Annotated in this window: 26 protein-coding genes; 15 read left to right on the forward strand and 11 right to left on the reverse strand. The window is 61.0% G+C overall.

Going from position 1 to position 25,458, the window contains the following annotated elements; genetic code table 11:
* Both GSQ82_RS22340 and GSQ82_RS22345 read right to left on the reverse strand, forming a co-directional pair.
* On the reverse strand, positions 1-315 hold a 315-nt coding region (locus tag GSQ82_RS22340; RefSeq protein ID WP_158794494.1), incomplete at its 3' end, for a hypothetical protein.
* Between the two features lie 15 nt (positions 316-330).
* The gene (locus GSQ82_RS22345) at positions 331-1,125 is read right to left on the reverse strand and encodes an SDR family NAD(P)-dependent oxidoreductase (protein ID WP_158794875.1); all 795 of its coding nucleotides are present in this window, start codon (positions 1,123-1,125) and stop codon (positions 331-333) included.
* A 147-nt stretch (positions 1,126-1,272) separates the two neighbouring features.
* Between GSQ82_RS22345 and GSQ82_RS22350 the strand changes: the two genes are divergently transcribed.
* Positions 1,273-1,659: a DoxX family protein gene (locus tag GSQ82_RS22350; protein ID WP_158794495.1), complete on the forward strand. Its 387-nt coding sequence runs from the start codon at positions 1,273-1,275 to the stop codon at positions 1,657-1,659.
* Between the two features lie 123 nt (positions 1,660-1,782).
* Positions 1,783-2,904, forward strand: a complete 1,122-nt coding sequence (locus tag GSQ82_RS22355) for an A/G-specific adenine glycosylase (protein WP_158794496.1) — start codon at positions 1,783-1,785, stop codon at positions 2,902-2,904.
* 51 nt (positions 2,905-2,955) lie between these two features.
* Here the strand turns inward: GSQ82_RS22355 and GSQ82_RS22360 are convergent, their stop codons facing one another.
* Positions 2,956-3,819, reverse strand: coding sequence for a helix-turn-helix domain-containing protein (locus GSQ82_RS22360; RefSeq protein WP_371417257.1), 864 nt, complete (start codon positions 3,817-3,819; stop codon positions 2,956-2,958).
* A gap of 333 nt (positions 3,820-4,152) precedes the next feature.
* Here GSQ82_RS22360 and GSQ82_RS22365 point away from each other — a divergent pair, with 333 nt between their 5' ends.
* The 3 genes from GSQ82_RS22365 to GSQ82_RS22375 all read left to right on the forward strand — a co-directional run bounded on the left by GSQ82_RS22365 (position 4,153) and on the right by GSQ82_RS22375 (position 7,323).
* Positions 4,153-5,412 (forward strand): fibronectin type III domain-containing protein, encoded by a 1,260-nt coding sequence (locus GSQ82_RS22365; protein ID WP_158794497.1) that lies wholly within the window; start codon positions 4,153-4,155, stop codon positions 5,410-5,412.
* 3 nt (positions 5,413-5,415) lie between these two features.
* Complete coding sequence (locus GSQ82_RS22370) at positions 5,416-6,249, forward strand: fumarylacetoacetate hydrolase family protein (protein WP_174243128.1); 834 nt, start codon at positions 5,416-5,418, stop codon at positions 6,247-6,249.
* 78 nt (positions 6,250-6,327) lie between these two features.
* Positions 6,328-7,323, forward strand: coding sequence for a transaldolase (locus tag GSQ82_RS22375; RefSeq protein WP_158794498.1), 996 nt, complete (start codon positions 6,328-6,330; stop codon positions 7,321-7,323).
* Positions 7,324-7,394: 71 nt separating this feature from the next.
* Here the strand turns inward: GSQ82_RS22375 and GSQ82_RS22380 are convergent, their stop codons facing one another.
* Entirely contained in the window at positions 7,395-8,666 is a 1,272-nt protein-coding gene (locus tag GSQ82_RS22380) for a GGDEF domain-containing protein (protein ID WP_158794499.1), read from the reverse strand.
* Between the two features lie 576 nt (positions 8,667-9,242).
* Here GSQ82_RS22380 and GSQ82_RS22385 point away from each other — a divergent pair.
* The gene (locus GSQ82_RS22385) at positions 9,243-9,578 is read left to right on the forward strand and encodes a YegP family protein (RefSeq protein ID WP_158794500.1); all 336 of its coding nucleotides are present in this window, start codon (positions 9,243-9,245) and stop codon (positions 9,576-9,578) included.
* A gap of 83 nt (positions 9,579-9,661) precedes the next feature.
* Here GSQ82_RS22385 and GSQ82_RS22390 read toward each other — a convergent pair whose 3' ends face one another.
* From GSQ82_RS22390 to hslV, 3 genes are all read right to left on the reverse strand, one after another.
* Positions 9,662-10,657, reverse strand: a complete 996-nt coding sequence (locus GSQ82_RS22390) for a hypothetical protein (RefSeq protein ID WP_158794501.1) — start codon at positions 10,655-10,657, stop codon at positions 9,662-9,664.
* Positions 10,658-11,101: 444 nt separating this feature from the next.
* Complete coding sequence (hslU, locus tag GSQ82_RS22395; RefSeq protein ID WP_158794502.1) at positions 11,102-12,682, reverse strand: ATP-dependent protease ATPase subunit HslU; 1,581 nt, start codon at positions 12,680-12,682, stop codon at positions 11,102-11,104.
* Positions 12,683-12,744: 62 nt separating this feature from the next.
* Positions 12,745-13,401, reverse strand: coding sequence for an ATP-dependent protease subunit HslV (gene hslV / locus GSQ82_RS22400; RefSeq protein ID WP_256370109.1), 657 nt, complete (start codon positions 13,399-13,401; stop codon positions 12,745-12,747).
* Positions 13,402-13,541: 140 nt separating this feature from the next.
* Here hslV and GSQ82_RS22405 point away from each other — a divergent pair, with 140 nt between their 5' ends.
* Positions 13,542-14,051 carry a hypothetical protein gene (locus GSQ82_RS22405; protein ID WP_158794503.1) on the forward strand — a complete coding sequence of 170 codons (510 nt, stop codon included), beginning with the start codon at positions 13,542-13,544 and terminating at the stop codon, positions 14,049-14,051.
* 97 nt (positions 14,052-14,148) lie between these two features.
* Entirely contained in the window at positions 14,149-15,096 is a 948-nt protein-coding gene (locus GSQ82_RS22410) for a cation diffusion facilitator family transporter (protein ID WP_158794879.1), read from the forward strand.
* Positions 15,097-15,234: 138 nt separating this feature from the next.
* Here the strand turns inward: GSQ82_RS22410 and GSQ82_RS22415 are convergent, their stop codons facing one another.
* Positions 15,235-15,663, reverse strand: coding sequence for an OsmC family protein (locus tag GSQ82_RS22415; RefSeq protein WP_371417267.1), 429 nt, complete (start codon positions 15,661-15,663; stop codon positions 15,235-15,237).
* Positions 15,664-15,790: 127 nt separating this feature from the next.
* Here GSQ82_RS22415 and GSQ82_RS22420 point away from each other — a divergent pair, with 127 nt between their 5' ends.
* The 3 genes from GSQ82_RS22420 to GSQ82_RS22430 all read left to right on the forward strand — a co-directional run bounded on the left by GSQ82_RS22420 (position 15,791) and on the right by GSQ82_RS22430 (position 17,060).
* Entirely contained in the window at positions 15,791-15,961 is a 171-nt protein-coding gene (locus tag GSQ82_RS22420; protein WP_158794505.1) for a hypothetical protein, read from the forward strand.
* Between the two features lie 399 nt (positions 15,962-16,360).
* Positions 16,361-16,702 (forward strand): hypothetical protein, encoded by a 342-nt coding sequence (locus tag GSQ82_RS22425; protein WP_158794506.1) that lies wholly within the window; start codon positions 16,361-16,363, stop codon positions 16,700-16,702.
* A gap of 37 nt (positions 16,703-16,739) precedes the next feature.
* Positions 16,740-17,060, forward strand: a complete 321-nt coding sequence (locus tag GSQ82_RS22430; protein WP_158794507.1) for a hypothetical protein — start codon at positions 16,740-16,742, stop codon at positions 17,058-17,060.
* Positions 17,061-17,137: 77 nt separating this feature from the next.
* On the opposite strand, the gene GSQ82_RS22435 is transcribed toward GSQ82_RS22430, so the two are convergent.
* Positions 17,138-17,776: a TetR/AcrR family transcriptional regulator gene (locus tag GSQ82_RS22435; RefSeq protein WP_158794508.1), complete on the reverse strand. Its 639-nt coding sequence runs from the start codon at positions 17,774-17,776 to the stop codon at positions 17,138-17,140.
* 94 nt (positions 17,777-17,870) lie between these two features.
* On the opposite strand from GSQ82_RS22435, the gene GSQ82_RS22440 reads away from it, so the two are divergent.
* The gene (locus tag GSQ82_RS22440; RefSeq protein WP_158794509.1) at positions 17,871-18,680 is read left to right on the forward strand and encodes an SDR family oxidoreductase; all 810 of its coding nucleotides are present in this window, start codon (positions 17,871-17,873) and stop codon (positions 18,678-18,680) included.
* A 44-nt stretch (positions 18,681-18,724) separates the two neighbouring features.
* On the opposite strand, the gene GSQ82_RS22445 is transcribed toward GSQ82_RS22440, so the two are convergent.
* A complete protein-coding gene (locus tag GSQ82_RS22445) occupies positions 18,725-20,401 on the reverse strand; it encodes a M28 family peptidase (protein WP_158794510.1) in 1,677 nt (558 codons plus the stop codon).
* A 244-nt stretch (positions 20,402-20,645) separates the two neighbouring features.
* Here GSQ82_RS22445 and GSQ82_RS22450 point away from each other — a divergent pair, with 244 nt between their 5' ends.
* The 3 genes from GSQ82_RS22450 to GSQ82_RS22460 all read left to right on the forward strand — a co-directional run bounded on the left by GSQ82_RS22450 (position 20,646) and on the right by GSQ82_RS22460 (position 23,799).
* Positions 20,646-22,019, forward strand: coding sequence for a glycoside hydrolase family 27 protein (locus tag GSQ82_RS22450; protein ID WP_158794511.1), 1,374 nt, complete (start codon positions 20,646-20,648; stop codon positions 22,017-22,019).
* A 51-nt stretch (positions 22,020-22,070) separates the two neighbouring features.
* Complete coding sequence (gene ruvB / locus GSQ82_RS22455; RefSeq protein WP_158794512.1) at positions 22,071-23,138, forward strand: Holliday junction branch migration DNA helicase RuvB; 1,068 nt, start codon at positions 22,071-22,073, stop codon at positions 23,136-23,138.
* A gap of 184 nt (positions 23,139-23,322) precedes the next feature.
* On the forward strand, positions 23,323-23,799 hold the full coding sequence (locus GSQ82_RS22460) for a DUF1648 domain-containing protein (protein WP_158794513.1): 477 nt from the start codon (positions 23,323-23,325) through the stop codon (positions 23,797-23,799).
* Between the two features lie 116 nt (positions 23,800-23,915).
* Here the strand turns inward: GSQ82_RS22460 and GSQ82_RS22465 are convergent, their stop codons facing one another.
* The gene (locus GSQ82_RS22465; protein WP_158794514.1) at positions 23,916-25,394 is read right to left on the reverse strand and encodes a serine hydrolase; all 1,479 of its coding nucleotides are present in this window, start codon (positions 25,392-25,394) and stop codon (positions 23,916-23,918) included.
* Positions 25,395-25,458: the final 64 nt, after the last annotated feature.

Raw genomic sequence — 25,458 nt, forward strand, 5'->3', positions numbered from 1 at the left:
GCCGACGCGCTCGGCCTCAAAGCGGGACTCGCTGGGGAACTGATGGATGCCGGTGAACTCGACGACCATGCCGGTGGGAGCGCCGCGGAAGAAGCGGGCGAGGTGGCCGATGTTGCGTACGTTCTTGCGATGCAGCCAGGCGTCGCCGCCGAGTGCCTCGACCATCTCGTCGAGCTGCTTGCGTCCGCGCTGCTCCGGGGTTTCGCCGACGGGCTGGACGGGAGCGGCGCTGGGGATGTCGCTGGCCTGCGACCACAGCGGCTGGGACGATGCGAGGAGGATGCCTGCCGCGATGGTGAGGACGAGTTGCTTCATGTGCAGGTTCTCCGTTTAGCCGACGAGCACCGCGCCGCCGTTGACGTTGAAGATCTCGCCGGAGATGAAGCCTGCGAAAGGAGTGCAGAGGAAGAGGATCGGTGCGGCAATCTCTTCGACGTGCGCGGGGCGTCCGAGCGGGATGAGCGACAGCAGCTTCTTGGACGTAGCGGGATCGCTGAGGACATCGACGGTGGCTTCGGTGGCGACCCAGCCGGGGGCGACGCAGTTGCAGTAGATGCCGTTGCCGATGAGTTCGGACGAGAGGCTCTTGGTGAGGCTGATGAGCGCGCCCTTGGTGGCGGCGTAGTCGGCGTGGAAGGCTTCGCCGCGCTGCCCGGCGGTGGAGCTGACGAGGACGATGTGTCCGCGGGCTTGGCTGGGTTGCGACTGCTGGGTTTTCATCTGGGCGACGGCGGCGCGGATGACGCCGAAGACGCTGTCGAGGTTGGTGCCCATGGTGGTGCGCCACTGTTCGGACGACATCTCCGAGATGGGTGCGTCGTGGGAGGGCCAGATGCCGTGGTTGAGGATGGCGCAGTCGAGGCGTCCGAAGGCAGCGACGGCGGCGGCGACGAGGGCCTGTCCGTCTTCTGGTGTGGAGAGCGGCTGGTGGATCGCGAGGCAGTGCTGCGGGCCGCCGCACTCTGCGACCAGAGCCTCGGCCTGGCGGACGGCGGTGCGGTAGTTGAAGACGACACGCGCTCCAGCCTGGCGAAAGAGATGGACGGTGGCGGCACCGATTCCGCGTGAGCCGCCGGTGATCAGGGCCACGCGACCGGTGAGCGACATAGTTACTCCCGTATCCATCGATGTAGGCGTAGTCTGGGTCGTCATAGAGCGTGTCGGCACGTACTCGGTCGGCATATACTCGACGCTACCGAATCGTACCTCGCGACGCAAGTCATGTAATCACTCGCTATCGCAGGGAGTGTAAAACAGGGAGGCTTCCGCACTATGAAGATCGCCGTAATGATCGCACGCATATTGCTTGGACTTATCTTCTTCGTCTTCGGGCTCAACGTCTATCTTCACTTCATCCCCAACCAAACTATGCCGGGCGATGCAGGCGCGCTGGCTGGCCTCTTGTTCGTGCATGGATGGTTCACCTTCATCGGGATCCTCTATGTCGTCGGCGGATTTCTTCTGATCATCGGACGCTACGTTCCGCTTGGCCTTGTACTGCTGGGGCCGATTATCGTCAATATTCTGCTGTTTCACGCTACGCTCGCTCCCAGTGGGATCGTGCCTGGGCTGGTGTGCGCCGCGCTTGAGATCTTCCTGATCTACGCGTACCGCTTGGCCTTTATGGGCATCTTCCAACACCGCCACGAGATCGGCTAGCAGACGCCGCGTCTTTTGCTTCAGGACGGAGCTACAGGTTCGCGCTTCGGCCTTCCGGCGAGAGGGATTAGACTGGCAGCGATGCGTTCTTTCTTGCGTGCAGAGGATACGGGCCAGGGTTCCATGTTGCAGCATACTGCCGCTGAGGCAGTTGAACTGGATGCGGCGCTTCTTCGCCGCAGGCTGATCGGCTGGTACCGCAATCACGCGCGCGAGTTGCCGTGGCGCGGGGTCAGCGATCCGTATCGCACCTGGGTCTCCGAGGTGATGCTGCAGCAGACCCGCGTGGCTGCCGTGATCGACCACTACGAAGACTTTCTGCGGCGCTTCCCGACGGTGCTTGCACTCGCGCTTGCGCCTGAGGCGGACGTGCTGGCGAGCTGGTCGGGCCTGGGCTACTACAGGCGTGCGCGCATGCTGCACAAGGCCGCGCAGTTCGTCACCAGCGAGCTTGGCGGCGTGCTGCCGAAGACCTCCGTTGAGCTTCGCACGCTGCCGGGCATCGGCGAATACACAAGCGCGGCCATCGCGAGCATCGCCTTCGGGGAGAGCGTCGCGGTGGTGGATGGCAACGTGGAGCGCGTGCTGCTTCGACTGACCGGACGGCCTGAGTTATCTACCGCCGCAGGCCGCGCCTTTGTGCAGGGGCAGGCCGATGCGCTGGTTCCGAAGCGGCGGATGAAGGACAACCTGAACGCTGCGGGCGACCATAACCAGGCGATGATGGAGCTGGGTGCGACCATCTGTCTGCCGCGTGCTCCGTTGTGCCTGGACTGTCCGTTGCATGCGATGTGCCGGACACGCGGCGAACACGTCACGCCGGTGCGGGCGGCGCAGCGTAGCCGTCCTGCGTCGTATCTGCTGAGCCTACGCAAGCGCGGGACGCTGACCGAGGTGCTGATGAAGCTTCGGCCTGCCGAGTCCAGCCTGATGCCGGGGATGTACGAGCTGCCTCCGCTGCCCGAAGATGCGGTGCAGGGCAGGGAGCCGGTGTTGCGGCTTCGTCACGCCATCACGAATACGAACTACTATGTGCAGGTCTACGCCTCGCGTGGAACGCAGGATCGCGGGCTGCGGCGCGCTGTTCCCGCAGCCAAGGCCGACCTGGACTGGATTCTGACCAAGCGGCTGAATGCGCTTCCGCTGACTGGACTGGCTCGCAAGATTCTGCAGCGGTTGGACGTGATGCGGGTGCAACTGCCCGTGCTTCCGGCTGAGCCCACCACGCGGGGACGAAGCGTTTAGCGGAACTCAGCGGGAGGTGTTCAGAGACTCTGAGCAGCGGATTTCAGCAAGCTACTGCATCCGCGCGACTGCACTCTTCTTTGCGCCCTGGGATGCAGCCCGGGATACAGCCTGAGGTACGGTTTGGGGCGACGGCGACAGCGGATCGGGCATGCTGCGCAGTCTTCCGTTCGACATGCCGGAGCGTCCGCCCTGCACTAATGGATGCTGCAGGGTTACGATGACCGCCATCGCCGGCTTCTCGCTGATGCAGGAGTAGCTGTGTACAGTATTGGCGTCGAAGTAGATGGAGTCTCCCGCCTCGACGTGGTGCATGGATACGCCGTGTCGCACATCCAGTTTGCCGGAGAGCAGATAGAGAAACTCGCAGCCCGCATGCTGGTGGGCACGCGCGACACGGCCCTCCTTCATCGGCAGAAATTCGGCGAAGTAGGGGTCGAGCTGCCGGTCGGGAACGAGGTAGCCGAGGCTCTCGAAGAAGTACGAAGGGTCGTCGGCCCCGGTCTGGGGCAGGCGCACGCGCTCGTCGCGGCGATGCACGCGGAAGAGGGTCTGCGGCTCGGGCTCGAAGAAGTAGTTCAGGTCCTTCGAGAAGACCATGGCGATGCGCGCCAGGTTTCGCAGCGTCGGCACCACGCGGCCGGTCTCAAGCTGCGACAAAAAGCTCGCGGAGAGTCCGGTGTGGCGGCCAAGCTCGACCAGACCCATCGACTTTTTCAGGCGCAGGTGTTTGATGCGTTCGCCGATGCGCTTCTCTGAGATAAAGGCCTCGGCAACATCACCGTCGATCTGCACGTGCCGAGCGTCGGTCATCTCGGAGGCGATCGACTCGATACGGTCCAAGGGCTCGACGGGCGAGATGGAGCCTTGAATCGCGCTTAGGGAAGGGTCGGAGGACAGGATATCTTTGCTCATAGGAATAGAAGTTAGCTAGACCAACAGATGTTGAAGTCGAATCAAAAGATGTACGGCTACAGAAGGGTTTTGGATTTTATGGCGGGCTATTTGGGGTGCAACGTGCTATGTCGCATTTCGGACCGAGACCCGATGATTCGCCTCGGCGCGCTCATCGGGGAGGATAGGAGCGGGCGAAATGCTAGCCTGAATCCAATGACGCCTCCGCACAGCCTCCGCCATTCGCACTCCAGTCGATGGCTGGCCGCATCCGCTATGTTGCTGATTGCATTTACCGTTGGCTGTGCAAGTCCAGCGCCGCCGCGACCGCCGTCGCTGAATCTGCCTGAGATCGTGAAAGATCTTAGCGCGGAACGGGTGGGTACAGAGGTAAGGCTTCGGTGGACGACGCCGGAAAAGACCACAGACAAGCTTTTTATCAAGGACCCGGTGAAGAATCCGATGACGGCGGAGATCTGTCGGATCGTGTCGCCGACGGCTGCTTCCAGCGCGGCCTCGGTTGTTGCTGCCTCTTCTGGTACCCCTGCACCTGGTGTTGCGGGGGGTCCGGCGTGTGTGCCGGTCACTCCTGCCGGTCGGCTGCGGGTCAAGCCGGGTGCATCGGAGTGGGCCGACGCTTTGCCTGCGACACTCACGGTCGATCCTGCCGGGCTGCTCGCCTATCGGGTCCAGATCTTCAACGCGAAGGGGCACTCTGCCGGACTGTCGGCGGAGACCTTCGCTGCCTCCGGTGCCGTGCCGCCTGCGGTGGAAGAGCTGCATGCGACTTCGAGCCGCGAGGGCGCGATGCTGGAGTGGAAGCGAATCGACTCTACCGCCTCGGTGGTGCTGGACCGGCATCTGGTAGGCGCAGATGGGGCGGACGTTCAGCCGCCCGCCAAAGATTCAAAGAAGACATCGAAGCCTGATGAGGGTAAGTCTTCGAAGAAGCGGAAGGCTGCGAAGACCTCGAAGGCTCCTCAGACTGCGACTGCTCCGGCTTTGAGTACCACGGCTTCGACGACTCAAACTTCGATGACTCAGGCTGCGTCCGGTGCGCCCGCTGCTTCTGGGTCCAAGACCCTGCAGCTTGCGCCACCCGCGCCTGTCGAGGTGAGGCTGCGAACGCCGCGCGAGGCTGCCGATGCGGGTGGAACCATCGACCATACGGCGCAGAAGGGTGTGACCTACCACTACTCTGCACGGCGAGTCCGCGAGATCTCGGTGGACGGCCACAAGCTGGAGCTGCGGAGCGTCGCCTCCGCACCGGTCACGCTGGCGGTGCGGGATATCTTTCCGCCGGGCGTTCCCACGGACTTGGAGGCTGTACCCGGCGGAGCCACCGCATCGGACCGTTCTATTGATCTTTCATGGACTCCCGATACGGATCTGGATGTTGTTGGTTATATTGTGTATCGGCAGGATGTAGATTCAGCAGGGGCAGCTACAGGGACGGCGACGCGTTTGAACGCCAGCCCGGTGGCAGACCCTGCTTATCGGGACCAGACCGCTTTGACCGGCCACCGCTATGCCTACCGGGTCTCGGCGATCGACGCAGCAGGAAACGAGAGTGCACCCAGCGCTGAGGCGCAGGAGATGTTAAGGGAGCAATAAAACATGCGTTACTGCAAGTACCTGTCGAACGAGAACGGTACCAGTCTCCCACGCTATGCGCTTGTCGAAAAGCGCGACGGAGAGCTATGGGCGACGCTGCCCATGCAGGCTCCGCAGGAGGACCTGACGGCGCGCATTCTGGGCGGCGTGCCGGTGCCGACGCTCTCGATCAACTTTGAGCCGAAGCCCTTGAGCGAGCTGAAGCTTCTGCCTCCGGTGATGCCCTCGAAGATCGTGTGCGTCGGCCGCAACTACCGCGACCACGCCGCGGAGCTTGGCAACGACGTCCCCACGGAGCCTCTGCTCTTCCTCAAACCACCCTCGTCGCTGCTCGGTCCGGGAGGCACCATCTGCATGCCTGCCCTCTCGAAACGCGTTGATTATGAGGGAGAACTGGGCATCGTCATCGGACGCCGCTGCTACAAGATCGGCCCCGACGAGGACGTTCGCCCGTACATTCGCGGCTACGTCTGCGTCAACGACGTCACCGCGCGCGACATCCAGAAGTCCGACAGCCAGTGGACGCGGGGCAAGGGCTTCGACACCTTCTGCCCGGTCGGCCCTATCGTCTCGGACGAGATCGACCCGGTGGCCGGCGCTCCCACGACCGTCTCGACCTGGTTGAACGGCACGTTGAAACAGCAGGGTTCCACCGCCGACTTCATCTTTCCGATCGCCGATCTGCTCCGCTACATCACCTCGGTGATGACGCTCGAGGCCGGCGACCTGATTCCCACTGGTACCCCCGCAGGAGTAGGAGCCGTTCAGCCCGGTGACCGCATCCAAGTTAAAGTAGACGGGCTGGGTATCCTCGAAAATCAATTTGCAGCCGAATAAAGTCTACCGCGCTCGCCGCAGCAGAGCGCAATCCCTCAGAGCTTGATAAAATCTGCATCAGGAAGCGAAGGAGCAACGATGGCCACACTACTGGAACAGCTTCGTGGATACACCAAGGTCGTCGCCGATAGTGGCGACATCAACTCGATCGAGAAGTTCAAGCCGCAGGATTCCACTACGAATCCTTCGCTGATCGCCGCCGCCGCCGAGATGCCGGCCTACCAGTCCATCGTCGATGACGTACTGAAGCAGGCCCGCAAGGATGCCGGCTCCAGCGCCTCCGACAAGGACGTCGCCACGCTCGCATTCAAGTCGCTCGCCGTGGCCTTCGGCAAGAAGATCCTCAACATCGTCCCGGGCCGCGTCTCCACCGAGGTCGATGCCCGGCTCTCCTACGACACAGAGAAGACCAAGGCGCAGGCCCGCGACATCATCGCGCAGTACGACAAGGCGGGCATCTCCCGCGACCGCGTCCTGATCAAGATCGCCAGCACCTGGGAGGGCATCAAGGCCGCCGAGGCGCTCGAGCTCGAGGGCATTCACTGCAACCTGACGCTGCTCTTCGGCCTGCACCAGGCCATCGCCTGCGCGGAGGCCAAGGTCACCCTCGTCTCGCCCTTCGTCGGACGTATTCTGGACTGGTACAAGAAGGACACCGGCAAGGACTACGTCGGCGCGGACGACCCCGGCGTTCAGTCGGTCACGACGATCTACAACTACTACAAGAAGTTCGGCTACAAGACAGTTGTCATGGGCGCGAGCTTCCGCAACATCGGCGAGATTAAAGAGCTTGCCGGTTGCGACCTCCTCACCATCGCGCCGAAGCTGCTGGCCGAACTCGACGCCACCGAAGGCGATCTCCCGCGCAAGCTCGATCCTGCCGCCTCCGAGAAGATGGACATCAAGAAGCTCACCATCGACAAGGCGACCTTCGACAAGATGCACGCCGAAGACCGCATGGCCCACGACAAGCTGAAGGAAGGCATCGAAGGCTTCTCGAAGGCGCTCGAAGACCTCGAGAAGCTGCTCGCGAAGCGCCTCAGCGAGATCAGCGAGCCAGCCACCACGCACTAATCCTGCTTCATCGAAACCAGACGAGGGCCGGTAGCTTACGCAAGCTGCCGGCCCTCTCTGTTTGTTCGGATCTACCAGCGTGCGTTGACGGCAAGACTTCCGGTCTCACCTGAGTCCGGTATCGGCCCACGCTTCCGCGCATACATCCTCTGGTCTGCGATCCGAAGCAGCCGGATCGAGTCCTGCGCGTCGTCCGGATAGACCGCGATTCCCAGGCTCGCCGTAACGACCATCGATCGGCCGTCCACAAGAATCGGCTCCTCCACGGCTCTCTGAATCGAGTCGAGAAGATGTTCGACCGGCTCTCCGCGCGCAAAGTCCGTCGCCACCAGGATGAACTCGTCGCCTCCCAGCCGGGCCAGCGTGTCCGACGAACGCACCCCGTTATGCAGGTTGCTCGACACCTCGCGGAGCACCTGGTCGCCCGCCACATGGCCGAGCGTGTCGTTGATCGCCTTGAAGCCGTTCAGGTCCACGATCACCAGCACAAGCTGCGTGCCCAGCCTGCAGGAGCGTTCGAGCGCGTGCGCCAGCCGTTCCGCGAAGAGCCTCCGGTTCGGAAGCCCCGTCAACTCATCGTGCAGCGCGAGCCACTCGTTGCTCGACACCTGCTCCTCCAGCATGATCAGGATCATCCCGATCGAGATGAGCGACTTCTGCATGTTCCACACATGCGAGGCGATGTCGGCGTACTCGCGATACTTCACGATCTGCGGATGCATCAGGAAGCAGAGCGCCCAGATGGTGAAGCCGGTGACGATGGCGAGCCTGCCCGTGCTCCTGGCAGGCAGCCGCCGCTGAAAGTTGATCGCCGCGATGGCATAGACGCAGCACAGGCTCCAGTAAACCGTCTCGCGATACTGGCCGCGCTGCACCAGCCACGCCATGGTCAGCCATCCGCAGGCGTACAGCGCCGCCGACCTCCAGCTCTGCCGCATGGTGAGCGAGCTGATCACGCCGATCAGCAGGCCGAGCACAATGCAGGGGAGATACGCGGTCGATCTCAGGATGTGCAGTCCATAGAGGGTCGTGATCGCCAGCAGCGGCAGGGCGTTCAGCGAGAGGTACAACACCCGCGAGCGTCTGGAGAGCTCGAACTCGCCCGAGGCGCAGACGAAGACCACGCCTGCCAGCAGATAGCAGTCCAGCACGATGACATGCAGCGGCCTGGCCGGAGGTCCGCTCTGCGCGTAGAAGGTGTGGGCGAGCGCCTCCACTAGCGTGAAGAATAGGCCAAGCAGCCAAAGGCCGACCCGTTCCTGCGGATGCCGCCTACGCAGCACCATCAGAATAATAATCAGGATCGCGAGTGCAATTAGGTCAGGAACGAAGGCGTAGTTCATCAGACTCCATGCTTGCCCCATGTTGGATTAGGCTGCCTGCTGCCACCATGGGCGAAGCGTTGTTTCCACCGCTAAACTTTCATTCACTGCCGAACATCCTTCACTGCGGGACATCAATCGAAACGCGAACAAGTGTTGTGCGCACACACTTGGATGGGCCAACGTCCTCGCCGAAACGCCTGCCGATGTCTCTTATCACATGAAGAGAACACGAGCCTGCGCCAACCGTTGCGGAGAAGATCAATCCGGTTACCTCTTTCTTCGGCGGATGGATCTGCCGGAGAGGATCGAAATACATTCATTCTTACGGGGACCCAGATCAAGGACGACCAACAACGCGATCTCAAACGAGATTTATTACCCGTTGGCGCTGTCGAAATCTCTTCAGATGCTCGAGACAGCGCGCCAGGTGGAGCAGCTATTATCTGACAAATCCAGCGAAACGAAAATGAAAATCTCTGCGTTCTGGGTGCAGAGGCTTGCTTCTTCCGCGTGCCGAGCGAATGCGGGGCTGCTTCGCGGTTTGGGATCGGGTACAATCTCGGAGATTCAGCGGTCAGACCACAAGGAGGAACCATGGCAGGAGCGTTTGAGATTAAGAAATCGAAGGACGGCCAGTTTTACTTCCATCTCAAGGCCGCGAATGGAGAGATCATCCTCAGAAGCGAGAGCTATACGGAGAAGGCCTCGGCGAAGAACGGTATCGAGTCCGTCAAGAAAAACGCTGCGGACGACACCCGGTATGAGCGAAAAGAGGAGAAGAACGGCAAGGCCATGTTCAACCTGAAGGCCGCCAATCACGAGGTCATCGGGACCAGCCAAGGGTATGCGTCGACCTCCGGGCGAGAGGAAGGCATCGCCTCGGTGAAGACAAACGCGCCGAACGCCGCGGTACACGACGAGACTGTCTGAATGTCGTCCACACAACATAAGGGGCCGAGTGATCTTTCCCCCGGCCCCTTCCCGTTGCGTCTGTATTCATTCCAGCTAGCGGATTAGCGGTGACCGCCGCCGCCGCCGCCGCCGTGGAATCCACCACCACCGCCGCCGCTAAATCCGCCGCCACCACGGAAGCTGCCGCCTACCGCTGCACGGGAGTAGCCGCCGCCGTGGAAGCCGTAGCCGCCTCCATAGCCTCTTCCGTAGAAGCCACGGCCGTAGACGAACCCACCGCCGCCGATGTAGTACGGCGAGTAGAAGCCGTAGCCGAAGGGGCTAAAGAACGGCCCTCCACCAGGCAGCCAGGTGTAGCCGTAGAGGCCCGCGTCCCAGAACCAGCCGGGTGCGAAGCCGCCGTAGCCGGGGCCGTAGCCCGCATAGTCGGAGGCTAGGTCGATGTTCGCCTCACCCAGGTACTGCGAGCGCAGACTGCTCCAGCGGTAGAGATCGTCCTGCGAGCGATCCTTGTCGAAGCCCTGCGGCTTGACGGCCTCGCTGGCTAATACAAGCTGTTTGCCGCCCTTCACGTCCACCGGCTTCACATTGCTCTGCAGATCGTTGCCGGGGTAGACGGCTAGTTTTCCGTCGAAGGTACGCACGGTGTTGTTGTCCGCGTTGAACTCATACAGGCCATTCTTGAGAATCTGGGTCTGACCGCCCTTCTGGTTGATCAGAATCATGTTCTGCGGGTAGAGCTGGTCAGCTTCGATCTCGGCGCGTCCGCGCTCCAGCTGCACCTCGGTGTGCGTCAGGTTCGGCGTCACCATCTTCAGGGTCGTGTCCTTGTCGAGGCGAAGGAAGACACCCGGCGTCAGCAGAATCTCCACCTTGCCGTTCGCGGTAGAGATGTACTGTCCCTCGCCGAGAGCAGCCATACCGACCGAACTGGCCGAGACCTGGTGGCCGTCGATCGACGCCTGACCCTCTACATAGTTCAGGGTGCCGGGACGGGCCTGGTTACCGCCCATCTGGCCCATCTGGGCATACGTCGGAACCGTCAGTGCCGCCGCTAACGAAAACGCAAGAGCCAACTTCAAACCTGGGATCTTCATAACCAAACCTCTGCAATGTTAGATGTGCCAGAGAGCGAAAAGTCACATCGTCTTCAGCTCGATGCCACGCGTAAACCCCTGTAAACAAGCGGTTGTTTCGATATTGTCTATGTTCTGTCACGCACGCAACATCTTGCGGAAGTCCGTGTTTAAGATGTACGGCGGGCGCACCGCGACGACCCAACTCCTGCGTCGGGATGGATGCTCGATACTGCCTGGTTTTGTGTCTGAACTCGCGATCAGGAAGGCCCGATTCGAGACGCCTCAAAAATCTTCAGAAAAGAATGAAAAAGCTGGCGTAGTTTCCGCCAGCTTTTCTATTGCATCTCCAGCCATACGAACTACCACAACTTCACCACGTTCACCATGCAAACTCACCACGTTTGCACGCAGGAAATTGCAAAAACCCCTGCAAAAATACCACTCCACCACACTCTAAAAAAACTACAAAATGTAGCGCGAAAGATCCTGATCCTTCACGATGGAGGCGACCTGCTGGCGAACATACTCCGGATCGACGACGACGACCTTCTCGGTTCCCGTCGCGGTCTGGCGCTCGATCACAGGCAGCGGCGGCGAGGGCTTCTGCGGCTCCGACGTAAGCGGTGCAGAGACGTGAACCTCGCCAACGACGCCCTCTTCGGTGATCTCGGCGCGCGGGCTCTTCAACAGATCCGGCGCCTGGAAGCTGATCTCGTCGAGCACACGCTCGAGGATGGTATGTAGACGCCGCGCCCCAATGTTCTCCGTCGTTTCGTTCACACGAAAAGCAAAATGCGCCATCTCAGCGATCGCTTCTTTCGTGAACTCGAGCTTCAAACCCTCAGTCTCAAGCAACGCTACAGACTGCTTGACCAGCGACGACTTCGGCTCCGTGAGGATGCGAATGAAGTCCTCTACTGTCAATGAGTTAAGCTCTACGCGAATAGGGAATCGGCCCTGCAGCTCCGGGATGAGGTCGCTGGGCTTGGAGACATGAAAGGCTCCGGCCGCGATGAACAGGATGTGATCGGTCGAGACCATGCCATACTTCGTGCTGACCGTAGTGCCTTCAACGATGGGCAGAATGTCGCGCTGCACGCCCTCGCGCGAGACATCCGGACCGTGGCCGCCTTCGCGTCCGGCGATCTTATCGATCTCGTCGAGAAAGACGATGCCCGAGTCTTCGACACGCTCAACCGCGAGGCGCGTGACCTGATCCATATCGATCAGACGGCCTTCCTCCTCCTGGACGAGGTAGTCGAAGGCCTCTGCGACCTTCATCTTGCGCTTCTTCGTGCGCTGTCCAAAGAGTCCGGGGAGCATGTCCTTGAGGTTGATGTCCATGTCCTCCGAACCCTGGTTGGAGATGACCTCGAAGCTGGGCTGATTGCGGTCGCGCACGTCGAGCTCCACGGTGCGGTCGTCGAGTTTGCCCTCGCGGAACTGCTGGCGGAGCTTCTCTCTGTTTCTTTGTTCGCGCTCTCCGGGCTTCTCTTCGGAGTCGTCTACGGGCGCGGCGGGAGGAAGTTGAATGATGTTGCTTCCGGGCTCCTGTGTTGCGGCGGCTGCGGTGACGGAGGCCGTAGGAGGCAGAAGGAGGTCAATGAGGCGATCTTCCGCGGCTAGCTCGGCTTTGTCTTCCACCTCTTCCATCTTCTCTTCGCGCACCATGTCGATGGCGATCTCCACGAGGTCACGCACGATCGACTCGACGTCGCGACCGACGTAGCCGACTTCGGTAAACTTCGAGGCTTCGACTTTCAGGAATGGCGAGTTAGTCAGCTTCGCAAGACGCCGGGCGATCTCGGTCTTGCCGACGCCGGTGGGGCCGATCATGATGATGTTCTTTGGCATGATCTCGTCGGCGAGCTCGGGCGATAGCTTCTGGCGGCGCATGCGATTGCGCAGTGCGATGGCAACGGCGCGTTTGGCTGCGTGCTGTCCGACGACGTATTTGTCCAGCTCCGCGACGATCTCTCGCGGGGTCATTTCGTCGAGTGCGAGTGCCTGATCTTCGGCTGTTCCGGGTAGAAAGATTGCCATGGTGCGGTACTCCTGGTCGCGAGAAAGCTGCGACGCATTTTAAGTGGTACGAAGGTTGGACGCTACCGGTTCGCCGGCGATTCGGACTTGAGCTCTTCGATCGTCATCTGGTCGTTGGTGTAGATGCAGATCTGTCCGGCGATCTTGAGGCTCTTCACGGCGATCTCGCGTGCGCTCAGGTCGGTGTTCTCCATGAGGGCGCGTGCGCTGGCCAGCGCGTAGCTACCGCCGCTGCCGATAGTAGCGATGCCCTCATCCGGATCGATCACGTCGCCGGTGCCGGAGAGGAGGAAGGTCTGCTTCGGGTCGGCCACGATAAGCAGGGCTTCGAGCTGACGCAGCATCTTGTCGGTACGCCAGTCCTTGGCGAGCTCTACGGCTGCGCGTCCCAGGTTTCCGGCGTACTGCTCCAGCTTGACCTCGAACCGGGCGAAGAGAGAGAAGGCGTCCGCGGTGGATCCGGCAAAACCGGCGAGCACTTTATCTTGATAGAGGCGGCGGATCTTTTTGGCGGACGACTTCATGACGGTTGCGCCGAGCGAGACCTGACCATCAGCGGCCATGACCACGGAGTCGCCGCGGCGGACGCAGATGACGGTGGTCGAACGGATGCGCCGACCGTCTCCGAGATCGAGCGGATGGGCGAGGCCGGGCAGAGATGCGGGAGCGGCTTTGACGGAGGCGGACAACTTTGCAGCGTGAGAAAAAGACGGATTCATGGTCAACCTCCAGTATATCGCCTGCCGGCTGCGGCTCGGTGATGTGTGAATTCTGAACCCTTTTTGGTGTTCTGATTACTGAGACAGCACCTTCCTGCTGCCAGCTGGCTCGCTTTGGGCTATGCTTTTGGGCAGAGCCTGTGATTTCGCTGATTCCAAATCATCTGCCGCTTGCACTGCGGTCGCCGAGGGCCCTCATCGCGATTGGGGTGGGAGTCGCTGCGACAGCGGGGATTGCGGGCTACGTACTGACTCGGCCGAAGCCGACAGCTGAAGAGATTGAGCGTGAACGCCGCGAGATGCTCTCCCGGACGGGGCGCATCACGGACGGAACGATCATGGATACTTTGGTCACGGAAGCGCAGGATGACCGTGCTGAGGCGGCGGAGATGCTCTCACAGGATGAGATCTCTGATTCGTTGCCGCGGATTATTTTGTACAACTATCGCATTGCGGGCGTGTCGTACGAGTGTGCGCAGGATGTGACTGCTCTGGCGGAGCATGTTCACGACATTCGCACGGATCTGCCGATTCAGGTTCGCTACGCTCCGCATAATCCGGGAAACAGCATCGTGGTGGCGGAGTCGTGGAGCGGGCTGAGGCTTAGTTCGTCGCATCCGCACCGGAGCAGCTCCGCAGGGACGGTTTAGTCTGGCTGGAGTGTTCTGATACGGACTTGGCCGATTTGGTTCGTCTTTTGCGGATCGTTCATTGAATGCGGACTCGGCGCAGACTACACTTGTCGTTATGCATATGGTCGCAACCCCGAACAGGAAGATGCAGCGGGTACTGCAGTTTTCCATGGCGCTGACGCTGGCGTATGTCGGGGCTACGTTCTACTTTGGCGTTCGTGCTCACTCGCTGGCGCTGATCTCTGAGGCTGGTCATAATGTCAGCGACCTGCTGGCGATTGCATTGTCGTTCGTCGCGGTGTACTTCCAGGGACGGCCAGCGACGGAGCAGAAGACCTTTGGCTATCAGCGCGCCGGTGTTCTGGCGGCGTTCGTCAATGCGTCGACGCTGGTGGTGCTTGCTGCGTGGATTGCGATTGCGGCGATTCATCGGCTGAGTCATCCGGTTCCGGTGCAGCCGGTGTTGATGATGATCGTCGCGGCTGCGGGCGTGCTGATGAACGGGACGGTTGCGACGCTGCTTTGGCGGTTCTCCGGCGATGTGAACATCCGTAGCGTGTTTCTGCACATGCTCGGCGATACGCTTTCGACGGCGGCGGTGATCGTGGGTGGAGCTGTGATCTACTTTACTGGTGTCACGTGGATCGATCCGCTGCTCTCGATCGTGATTGCAGGGATGATCCTGTGGAGTTCGGTAGGGATCATTCGCGAGACGTTGAACATCCTGCTCGAAGGAACGCCGCGCAATCTGCGATTGGGCGAGATTCGCAGTGCGATGCAGTCGGTCGAAGGCGTTCTGGATGTGCATGACCTGCATGTGTGGAGTCTTGGTTCGCAGTCACATGCGCTGGCTAGTCATATCACGATTGAGGAGATGCCGATGTCGGAGTGCAGCAGCATTCTGACGGGGATCAACTGCGCTCTGCGGGACAAGTTTCACATTACGCATACGACGATTCAGTTTGAAACGACTGGATGCGAGACCACGCATGGGTGCAGTGCGCCGCCGGAGCTTGAGGCTGTCGGGGCACATGGGCATGACCATCATGGGCACTCTCACTAATCTCTAAAAATATGGCCTGACGGCTGGTCGCCCTGCGCGGGCGGCGATCACTTCGTGATTTGTGTATCCCTTCGGTTGCGGCTCCCGTTGGTCGCTTTGATGTCTGTGCCGACCAACGGGAGGGCTGCGCGAAGGTGCTTACAAGAGGGTGGCGTCGAGGGTGATGGTTGCGGCCTTGAGGACCCTGGAGACAGGGCAGTTGATCTCGGCATTGTGGGCGAGCTCGTCGAACTTTGCCTTGTCGATGCCGGGGACCTTGGCCTTGGTGGTGAGGTGAATCTTGGTGATGGTGGGGGCGTCGTGGACGTCGAGGGTGAGGACGGCGGTGGTCTCGATGGAGTCGGGGGTGAGGCCGGCCTTGGTGATCTCTCCGCTGAGGGCCATGGTGAAGCAGCCGGCGTGAGCGGCGGCGATGAGCTCTTCGGGGTTGGTGCCTACGCCGTCGGCGAAGCGGGTCTTGAAGCTGTACTGCGTCTCCTTGAGCGTGCCGCTCTGTGTGGAGATGGTGCCGGTTCCGTCCATGATCTTGCCGTGCCAGACTGCGCTTGCGCTACGATCCATCGTGATTTCTCCTTGTGTCGTGTCAGCTGTTACCTATCAACAGTACCTTCTTCGATGCCTGGTCTTGGCGAATGGACGTTGAAAAAGTGGCTTCGTGCGGTAGCATCGTCGGATGCAGACGGTAGGCGATCCGATGGCGAATGAATCCGCTTATGAATCCGACGCTGCGTGCCCGATCTCCGCAGTGGAGAGTGAGCATCACTCCCGCTTCTGCCCGACGTGCAGCTCGCGGCTGGAGGATAGCCGTTGCAAGCTGGTGTGCCGGACGTGCGGTTACTTTCTTAGCTGCGCGGATTTTTACTAGCGCGTCGCCTATTCGACCTCTGGGGGTACCCCCTCCCCTGGGGGTACCCCTTGCTAAAGGGTTTTATTTCAATGTTTTACGATTTTAGGTCCATGTAAAATATTCATTCGAAGAGGGTTGCGGGTAAAAATCTCTTTCTAAAGGAGTTATTCTTTTGGACGCGGATTTGGAGCTTTTTTTCGTCGGAGTGCCGGGCTTTTTTACCTCTATATCCAGTATAGGTGGCGGGGTATAACTTCTACGCCACGCGAATCTTCTTGTCTGGCGCGGGTTTTGTTCGATGTGGGGCTTGACAGATTTTCAACAGGGGCAGAGCGGTGGGACCACTCGGGCGGGCCATCCCAAGGCTGCTATGTGCATCCAAAGGTTGTAGATCCGATTACCAAGGAGAGACGTACGATGAGACGGGCCCAGATTTTTGCAGCGAAGTTTGTAGTGCTTGCGATGTTAGGCGGGATGATGGCGGTAGCACAGGAGACGACGCCTGCTCCGCAGACGTCTCCGGCTCCGGCGGCTGCTTCAGCGCCAGCCTCGACATCACCGTCGTCGGCGACGATGTCGAAGTCGGAGATGAAGGCGCAGAAGGCACAGCAGAAAAAAGAAGAAAAAGCTGCAAACGCGAACGCGAAGGCTGCGAAGGCCGATGCGAAGGCGAAGCAGCAGCACGACAAGGCTCTGCAGGCGCAGGAGAAGGCCAGCCCGAGTGGTTCGACGGCCAATACTCCTCCTCCTCAGAACTAAAGACTCGACAGTATGACAGTGCAGACGCAGGTGCGATTTGAGTGATGCGGGTTCGGCGAAGGCGGTTGCGGCTATTGGTTCATGCCTATCGCTTGCGGCATTACGGTGGGGATCTCAGACGACAGGGCTGACGTGGACGATATCGCGCAGGACTCACTTCCTGCCGATGAACTGCGTGTTGTTCTGGGTGGTGGTGGTGGTTTCGGTGTCGCTTATGTTGCTATTGATGCTGAGGGGACGCTCGAACGAGAACCAGTATGGCGGGGAGATTATCCGGGTGGAGGGGCTGGAGGATTCCGTGGTGCTGAATGCGGATTTTGCGGACGCGCTGCGGGGAGAACTACAGGAGAAAGAGTAGGGCGAAGAGGTGGCATGTCGTTCGATCCGTAGTCTGTTGATCGATGCATAGGCTGCTAATGTAAGTTCACTGCCTGCCTACAGTTTTCGGGACTCGATCAGAATGAGTATTTGCGACGCTGCGGATTTAGCGTGTTGCAACAGCGCGGTCTCTTCGATTGCTGCCGTTCCAAGCAGAATCGATTCGAACCATCCCGAACGCAACAGACCAGCGAAGGCATCCGCAACCCTGAGGGCGTCTTTGATCTTCCAGCCTTGCGAAGGGCTCCACCGATTCAGGTACTCCACCATAAGCGCGTTGCGGCCTTCGATGACCTCTTTGGAGTAGCGCTTTCCAAGCTCCGGGAACCTCCCGGCATCGCGTAAGACAACTCGGTAGAGCGCCAGTTGCTCTGACGACAAGGCATGCCGGAGATACTCGATGGCCGCGAGATTTAGGCCTGTTCGAGGACTCTTCGCCGGCCAGTCGCGTGGCGCGGGGCTCTCGTTCCCTTCGACCGAACAGGCGGCCTGCATCACTGCCATGAACAGGTCGTCCTTGTTCTCAAAGTGCCGGTAGACGGTTTTGATGGAGACGCCGGCTCCCTTTGCGATGCTGTCCATGGAGGTGTCGGCGTAGCCTCCGGTCAAAAACGCCTCCCGCGCAGCGTTCACGATCAGTGCGCGCTTCCGTTTCATCAACGATGCCTTTGGGTCATCATCCTGCCAGGTCTTCAAGGTCGCTCCATGATTCAGGTCTCTTGACACATCATACGACAACGCATAGTGTCGTATGTAACGACATTGATCGTTGTCGTTTAGTGGAGGCGTTATGGAACAGCGAATCAGGTTCGATTACAAGGGGAAGTTCAGTCTTGTCACGGGGGCTTCGAAAGGTCTGGGCAAGGCCTACGCCGAAGAGCTTGCCGCGAGAGGGTCGAATCTGGTGCTTGTGGCCAGGACCAAAGCGGCGTTGGAGACGCTTGCCGTAGGTCTGCGACGAGATCACAGCGTGCGGGTTGAGGTGATACAAGCGGATCTGGCAGACGTGGCTGCGCCGGAGTTGATCCTGGATGAACTTACGCGGATGGGAGTCGATGTCGATCTGCTGGTGAACAACGCGGCGGTCGGCTATAGCGGCAAGTTCTTCAGCAGGCCGATCGGTGAGGAGCTAACCCCGGTGATGGTGAATGTGCATAGTCTCGTGGCGCTCACCCACCTTCTGGGAGAGAGGATGGTGGCGCGTGGAAGTGGCGGCATTATCAATATCGGGTCAAACGGCGGGTTCCAACCGGTTCCATATAACGCAACGTATGCGGCTACGAAGTCATTTGTTCTGATGTTTAGCGAGGCGGTGGCTGAAGAGCTGAAAGGTTCAGGCGTGCGTGTGATGGTAGCGAACCCCGGCGCGACCGCAACAGAGTTCTTCGATCAGAGTCCTACCACGGTGAAGCTGGAGAAGATGGACAGTGCCGAAGACGTCGCTCGCAGGACGTTGGATGATTTCGTCGCCGGTAAGGTCGTTTCATATCCAGGCCGCGTCAGCACACGCCTGGTCACTTTGATCGCTCGCATTCTTCCTCGGGGCCTTGCTGCGAGTATCGCTGCGAATGTGTCCAAGAGTATGGGCTTCGACCGATAGCAGTGTGCCGAGGATGTGCCGTGTCCACGATTCGTAGGCTTTGGCTATTTGATGGCGAGGCTGGCTTTGCGGGCGGGTTCGAACTCGTCGTTGGGATTCCACTGGATGATGGTGGGTGCGGTGAGGGCTTGCCAGCCTAGCTCCATGCCGAAGCGGTCGAGTTTGGCGTTGCCGGAGAAGTCCCAGTCGGCGTGGTAGTTGTCGGAGAAGTTGTGGTAGTCGTGGGCGGTGAAGTCGGCGTGCTGCTGGCGTCCCCAGGCTGCGTCGTGGCCTTCGTAGAGGTCGCCGGTCTCGATGGAGAAGGCGGGGATGCCGACGCGGGAGAGCGAGAAGTGGTCGGAGCGGTAGTAGCTGCCGGCGGAGGGGCGCGGGTCGGGGACGAGGGCGAGGTGGAAGCGTTTGGCGGTGGCTTCGACGGTGGGGTAGAAGGTGGTGCGCTGGGCTCCGTTGACGTTGGCTTCGAGCGGGATGCCGATGGGGAGGATCATGTCGTAGTTGATGTCGAGGGCGATCTGACCGGCGGGGATGGGTGGGTGCTGGCCGAGGTATTCGCTGCCGAGGAGGCCTTGTTCTTCGGCGGTGACGGAGGCGAAGATGAGGGTGTGGGGCGGCTTGATGCCGGACTGGGCCCAGGCGCGTGCGAGTTCGAGGATCATGCCGACGCCGGTGGCGTTGTCGGCGGCGCCGTTGTAGATGTTGTCGCCGGGCATGTTGGGGACGAAGCCGAGGTGGTCGAAGTGGGCGGTGTAGAGGACGGCCTGGTCTTTGTTTGGGGCGGCTGCGCCGGGTAGGATGCCGATGACGTTGGGGGACTGGAAGGGGCGGACGGTGCTCTCGATGTGGGCGTGGAGGCGGACGGGGAGTTCGATGGGTTTGAAGCCGGGTTTGCCTGCGGCGGTGATCTCGGTGTCGGCGTCGAGGTGGGCGGCGGTGAAGAGTTTTTTGGCGACGTCGAGCTGGATCCAGCTGGCGGCTTCGAGTTGGGGATTTTTGTTGTCGCGGAGGTAGGTTTTTTCGCTGGTGTTGGAGTTTTTGACGACGTCCCAGCCGTAGCTGGCGAGGTCGGTGCGGTGAATGATGAGGGCGCCGACGGCTCCCATGCGGGCGGCCTGTTCGAACTTGTAGATCCAGCGGCCGTAGTAGGTGAGGGCGTCGCCGCCGAAGAAGCTGGGGTCGGTGGAGGGTGGGTCGCCGACGATGCAGAGGATGATCTTGCCTTTGACGTCGATGTTGGCGTAGTCGTTCCAGTGGAACTCGGGTGCGGTGACGCCGTAGCCGACGAAGACGATGGGGGCGTCGATGTCGACGGTGGGGGTGAGGGAGGGGTTGGAGACGGTGTAGTCGTCGGCGTAGGTGAGGTCGTAGGAGTAGAGGTCGATGGAGATGCCGGTGGTGGGTTTTTTGGGGACGAGGGAGAAGGTGGTTTTTGCGGGGACGATCTTCATGCCGACGAAGTTGATCTGCTGGAGGTAGGTGCCGTTGTCGCCGCCGGGCTGGAGGCCGTCGAGGGCGAACTGGGTGGCGATGTACTTGGCGGCGAGCTCGCTGCCGCGTAGGCCGGGGCCGCGGCCTTCGAGGAGATCGTCGGAGAGGAACTTGACGTGGGCGCGGATGTTTTCGGGGTTGATGGACTGCTCGGCAGCCTGGATGGCGGGCGGGATGGATTGGGCAAGGAGGGCGGTGGAGAGGGTGAGGGCCAGGGTGGTGAGGGTCTTGATCACTGCGTTCTCCTGAGGATTCTGAAAGACTCTGTCCTGCCGGACGGGCCGCCTTCTCGGCGGGAGGGCGTTCGCACGCCTTTTTAACTTGTCTTTGCAGGATATGCTGCTTTGGTCCTCCCGTTGGTCGGAATTATTTTTCCGGACCAACGGGAGGACTTTGGCAATTGCGCTGCCCTGACCGGTATACACACCACGAAGTGGTCACCCCACGTGCAGTGGGCCCGTCCTGCAGGATAATTTTGGTATGGTTATTCGCATGGGAATCAAGCGCCTTTGTGCGGCGGCGTTGTCGTTGTCGATGATGGTTTTACCGGTGGCCGGAGAGGACAGGGGACTTGCGCCTACGCCTCCGATGGGATGGAACAGCTGGGATTCGTATGGGCTGACGGTGAACGAGGGGCAGTTTCGCGCGAACATGGAGGTGCTGGCGGCGCAGTTGAAGGAGTTTGGGTGGCAGTATGTGGTGGTGGATGAGGGATGGTATCTGGAGAATCCTGAGACGGCGGATGTGCCGGCGAATTTGCGCTATACGTTTAATGCGAAGGGGCAGTATGAGCCGGCGGTGAACCGGTTTCCTTCGGCGAAGGGTGAAGCGGGTTTTAAGACGCTGAGCGACGCGGCGCATACGGATGGGTTGAAGTTCGGCATCCATATCATTCGCGGGATCCCGAAGAAGACGGCGATGGCGGATACGCGGATCGGGACGACGAGGTTTCGCGCGTCGCTGGCGGCGAATACGAAGGATGTGTGTCCGTGGAATCCGGACAACTTTGGCGTGAACGACAATGCGGCGGGGCAGGCGTGGTATGACGCGCTGATGAAGCAGTATGCGTCGTGGGGAGTGGACTACATCAAGGTGGACTGCATTTCGTCGCATCCGTACCGGGGAGACGAGATACGGATGATTCACAAGGCGATTGGAAGGTCGGGGAGGGAGATGGTGCTGAGCCTGTCGCCGGGTCCGACGTCGCTGATTCATGCGGAGGAGGTATCGAAGAACGCGCAGATGTGGCGTATCTCGGAGGATGTGTGGGATCTGTGGAAGAGCGATAGCGAGAAGGACTTTCCGCAGGGTGTGTTGGGGCAGTTCGGTTTGCTGGTGGGGTGGGCGAAGTACGCGAAGGCGGGGACATGGCCGGATGCGGATATGTTGCCGATAGGGCAGCTGCGGCCTAATCCGGGCTGGGGGAAGGCGAGGGCTTCGCGGCTGACGACGGACGAACAGAGGACGATGATTACGCTTTGGGCGATGGCGCGTTCGCCGCTGTTTATCGGGGGAAACCTGACGCAGATGGACGATGAGATGAAGGTGCTGCTGACGAATCCGGGGGTGATTGCGGTGGATCAGCACTCGGCGGGGGCGCACCCGCTGGAGTCGGATGGGGATGTGGCGGTGTGGACGTCGGAGTCGACGACGGATGGTGCGCATTATGTGGCGATATTTAATACGGGAGATGCGCCGGCGCACATCAACAAATCGTTCTCGGAGTTTGGATTTGTGGGCAGGGCGCAGTACAACGTGCGGGACGTGTGGCAGAGGAAGGAGCTGGGGGTGATGAATGCGTTTACGGTCGACCTGGTTCCGCATGGGGTGGTGCTGCTGTCGATACGGGAGTAGGCAGGGGGGCGGGGTTGCTTCGAGATTGGCTTCGCCTTAGTATCGCCCTGAGTGGACTCTTTCAAGAACAAAGCGAAGATTGACCTGAACCGCAGTGCCTCGGCTGAGGCAGAGCGGCTGGTGTCTGCCGGCAAGGTGGACGATGATGCGGCGTTTGAGCTGAAGCTGCGACCGGTAAGGCTGGCGGAGTTTATCGGGCAGGAGAAGGCCAAGGAGCAGCTGGCGATTGCGCTGGAGGCGGCGAAGTCGCGTGGCGAGGCGCTGGACCATGTGCTGCTGTTTGGGCCGCCGGGGCTGGGAAAGACGACGCTGGCGACGATTATTGCGAATGAGTTGGGAGTGGGGTATCAACAGACGTCGGGGCCTGCGTTGCAGATTCAGGGGGATCTGACGGCGATTCTGACGAATCTGCGGGAGAAGCAGGTGCTGTTTCTGGATGAGATTCATCGGCTGCAACCGGTGCTGGAGGAGAAGCTCTACACGGCGCTTGAGGACTATAAGCTGGACATCATCATTGGGCAGGGGCCTGCGGCGCGGACGCATGTGATGGAGATTCGGCCGTTCACGTTTGTGGCGGCGACTACGCGGCCGGGGATGTTGAGCTCGCCGCTGCGGTCGCGATTTGGGATCTTGCTGCGGCTGGAGTTTTATACGGACGATGAGCTGCGGTTTGTGGTGGAGCGCAGCGCCGAGGTGATGGGGGTACCGATCGATCGGGACGGCGCGGCGGAGATTGCGATGCGGTCGCGGGGGACGCCGAGGATTGCGAACAGGCTGCTGCGGCGGGTGCGGGACTATGCGCAGGTGCGGGCGCAGGGCGTGATTGATCGGCCTACGGCGCAGGCGGCGCTAACGCTGCTGGAGGTGGATGCGCATGGGTTCGATGAGTTGGATAGGCGGCTGCTGCGGACGATTATCGAGAAGTACGATGGTGGGCCGGTGGGTTTGAATACGCTGGCGGCGGCGCTGGCGGAGGAGCAGGACGCGCTGGAGGAGGTGTATGAGCCATTTTTGATTCAGATCGGATTTTTGGATCGGACTCCCAGGGGGAGGGTGGCGACGCGGCTGGCGTATGAGCATCTTGGGATCGAGATGCCGCGGAAGTTGAGTCTGTTTTAGCGGAATTTTTTCTGCGTGGTGGAGTGGCGTTTTTTATAGGGTTTTTGGGTTTTTCGGTGTGCAGGATGTGGTGAGTTGCATGGTGGATGTGGTTGTTGGATGGTGAGATGTGTGGTGCGGGAGGACGGTCGTACGAGCCCGAAACGTACGCCAGATTTTTGAAGTTTATTTTTCGGAGGAGCGCATGAAGACAGTTCGTGAGGCGATTGCGCTGGTTGGGCTGGTGTTTACAGTCGCACTGGTGGCGGAGTTCTATACGCGTCTGCCGGAGAGGCTGGCGACGCACTTCAATGCGGCGGGGGAGGCGAATGGGTTTGGGGGCAGGTCGTCGCTGTGGGTGCTGGTGGGGGTGGCGGCTCTGCTGTACGGACTGCTGACGGCGATCAACTTTCTGCCTCCGGTGATGATCTCGCTGCGTGCGCTGGGACCGGAGCGGAGACGGGTGATCTGGACGAGTGTGCTGTCGATGGTGGGGTGGGTGAAGGCGGAGATGGTACTGGTGTTCGCTTATCTTTGCGTGGCGATTGTGCGGAGCGGGATGGGGATCGAGCTGGGGGCGGAGCGGGCGTTTCTGCCGGTGATGATGGCGGTGACGGGGGTTACGTGTGGGTTTTATCTGGCGAAGATCTTTGGGTTGCTGCAGCGGTCGGATGCTGTTTAGAGGCTAAAAGGCTTTGTCCTGCCGGACGGGCCGCCTGCTCGGCGGGAGGTCACTTCGTGACTTTTGTACCGGTCGGGGGGATGTGAGATGCGTGGGTCCTCCCGCTGGTCGGGTTCTTAGTTTGCTAGGGAGACTGCTGGGTCGCCTGCGAGGCGCTGGGCGATGTGCTGGCCCAGGCGGTCGGCAAAGCTCTTGTCGCTGATGGTGGTATTGAAGAGGACGATGAAGGCGAAGTCCTTGTCGGGGTTGAAGAGGGCAAAGGAGCTGTAGCCCCCGGTGGCGCCGTTGTGCCAGAAGTTGCCGGTGGCGTCGGCGCGGAACCAGTTGAGGGCGATGTGCATGCCCGGCGGGACGTCGGCGTGGATGGTGTGCGAGGCGAGGATGGCGGCGGGGAGGGTCTTGCCCTGGGGGGTGGATGCGGCGGTGGCGGGGAGCTGGTTGGGGTGGAGCTGGGCTTCGAGGTAGGTGAGCATGTCGGCGGCGGTGGAGCGGATGCCGCCTGCGCCGGCGAGGGCGTCGAGGTCCCAGGGGCGGGCTGAGTTGTGGGCGGCGTCGTGGCCCTGGATGAGGCGGGAGCGCATGGAGGGGGAGAGGACGACGGAGGTGTCGGTCATGTTGAGCGGGCCGGTGATCTGCTGGTGGAGAAGATCGTTGTAGGGGAGGTTGGCGCGGTTGGCGAGTGCGGATCCGAGGAGGCCGACGCCGAGGTTGCTGTAGCCGAAGGGTGCGCCGGGGGCGATGGAGACGCCGTGGTGGGCGATGTCGGCGTAGAGGAGTTTGGAGTCGTAGTCGGCGTAGGGGTTGGTGGTGTCGGCGGGGGCGAAGTTGTCGGGCATGCGGGGGAGGCCGGAGTGCTGGTCGCTGAGGTCGAGGAGGGTGATCTCGGAGCCGGAGGCGGGCTTGGCTACGGTGCCGGGGGGAAGGAGATCGCGGACGGGTTCGTTGAGCTGGACGGATTTCTGTTCGACCATTTGGGCGAGGAGGAGGCCGGTGAAGGTCTTGGAGATGGAGCCGATCTCGAAGACGGAGTCGGGTTTGGCGGTGCCGTAGGTGAAGATGGTGCGCTTGCCGTGGGCGAGGACGCCGATGGTAACGCCGGCGTTGGTGGAGGGGGCGAGTGCGCCGGAGGAGAGAGCGGCGGCGAGGTCTTTGTCGAGGATGGCGCGGATGGTGGTGGCGTCGGCGGGGGGAAGGGCTGCGTCGGGCGTGGCGGGCGGCGTGGGTTTGGTCATGGTGGATTGGCGCTCGAGGGTGAGGGGCATATCGGCGCCCTGGGTGAAGGTGCCGTCGAGGGTGTTGGCGGTGAGGCTGCCGGACCATTTGGCGTGGACGGCGGGGATGTCGATGGCGATGGGGTTGGTGGCGGAGCTGAGGGTGCAGGGGATGCCGACGCCGTTCTGGTCGAGGGAGTCGAGGGAGCAGGTCCACTTGCCGGCGGCGTCCTGATGGAGATGAATCTGGATGCGGAGGGAGGGGCCGCCGGTGTGGAGGGTGCCGAGCCATATGCCGTCCAATGGGGCGGGGGACGCGGGGGTTTGTGCGATCAGGCAGGGAGAGAGCGCAAGCAGGAGGGAGGCTGCACGATGGCTGGGCATGGTAGGGAGAGGATACCGCGTCCGCGCTGGAGTTTAGATGTTGGGGAGGCTATTTTTTTGTGGC

Source organism: Granulicella sp. L60, assembly GCF_009765825.1.
In the GTDB taxonomy this organism is placed as follows: domain Bacteria; phylum Acidobacteriota; class Terriglobia; order Terriglobales; family Acidobacteriaceae; genus Edaphobacter.

Coding starts and splice junctions, on each gene's coding strand:
- GSQ82_RS22375 (WP_158794498.1), top strand. CDS start 6,328: ATGGCCACACTACTGGAACAGCTTCGTGGATACACCAAGGTCGTCGCC.
- GSQ82_RS22440 (WP_158794509.1), top strand. CDS start 17,871: ATGGAACAGCGAATCAGGTTCGATTACAAGGGGAAGTTCAGTCTTGTC.
- GSQ82_RS22420 (WP_158794505.1), top strand. CDS start 15,791: ATGGCGAATGAATCCGCTTATGAATCCGACGCTGCGTGCCCGATCTCC.
- GSQ82_RS22460 (WP_158794513.1), top strand. CDS start 23,323: ATGAAGACAGTTCGTGAGGCGATTGCGCTGGTTGGGCTGGTGTTTACA.
- GSQ82_RS22350 (WP_158794495.1), top strand. CDS start 1,273: ATGAAGATCGCCGTAATGATCGCACGCATATTGCTTGGACTTATCTTC.
- GSQ82_RS22385 (WP_158794500.1), top strand. CDS start 9,243: ATGGCAGGAGCGTTTGAGATTAAGAAATCGAAGGACGGCCAGTTTTAC.
- GSQ82_RS22450 (WP_158794511.1), top strand. CDS start 20,646: ATGGTTATTCGCATGGGAATCAAGCGCCTTTGTGCGGCGGCGTTGTCG.
- GSQ82_RS22370 (WP_174243128.1), top strand. CDS start 5,416: ATGCGTTACTGCAAGTACCTGTCGAACGAGAACGGTACCAGTCTCCCA.
- GSQ82_RS22380 (WP_158794499.1), bottom strand. CDS start 8,666: ATGAACTACGCCTTCGTTCCTGACCTAATTGCACTCGCGATCCTGATT.
- GSQ82_RS22355 (WP_158794496.1), top strand. CDS start 1,783: ATGTTGCAGCATACTGCCGCTGAGGCAGTTGAACTGGATGCGGCGCTT.
- GSQ82_RS22360 (WP_371417257.1), bottom strand. CDS start 3,819: ATGAGCAAAGATATCCTGTCCTCCGACCCTTCCCTAAGCGCGATTCAA.
- GSQ82_RS22465 (WP_158794514.1), bottom strand. CDS start 25,394: ATGCCCAGCCATCGTGCAGCCTCCCTCCTGCTTGCGCTCTCTCCCTGC.
- GSQ82_RS22390 (WP_158794501.1), bottom strand. CDS start 10,657: ATGAAGATCCCAGGTTTGAAGTTGGCTCTTGCGTTTTCGTTAGCGGCG.
- GSQ82_RS22425 (WP_158794506.1), top strand. CDS start 16,361: ATGAGACGGGCCCAGATTTTTGCAGCGAAGTTTGTAGTGCTTGCGATG.
- GSQ82_RS22345 (WP_158794875.1), bottom strand. CDS start 1,125: ATGGATACGGGAGTAACTATGTCGCTCACCGGTCGCGTGGCCCTGATC.
- GSQ82_RS22410 (WP_158794879.1), top strand. CDS start 14,149: ATGCATATGGTCGCAACCCCGAACAGGAAGATGCAGCGGGTACTGCAG.
- hslU (WP_158794502.1), bottom strand. CDS start 12,682: ATGGCAATCTTTCTACCCGGAACAGCCGAAGATCAGGCACTCGCACTC.
- hslV (WP_256370109.1), bottom strand. CDS start 13,401: ATGAATCCGTCTTTTTCTCACGCTGCAAAGTTGTCCGCCTCCGTCAAA.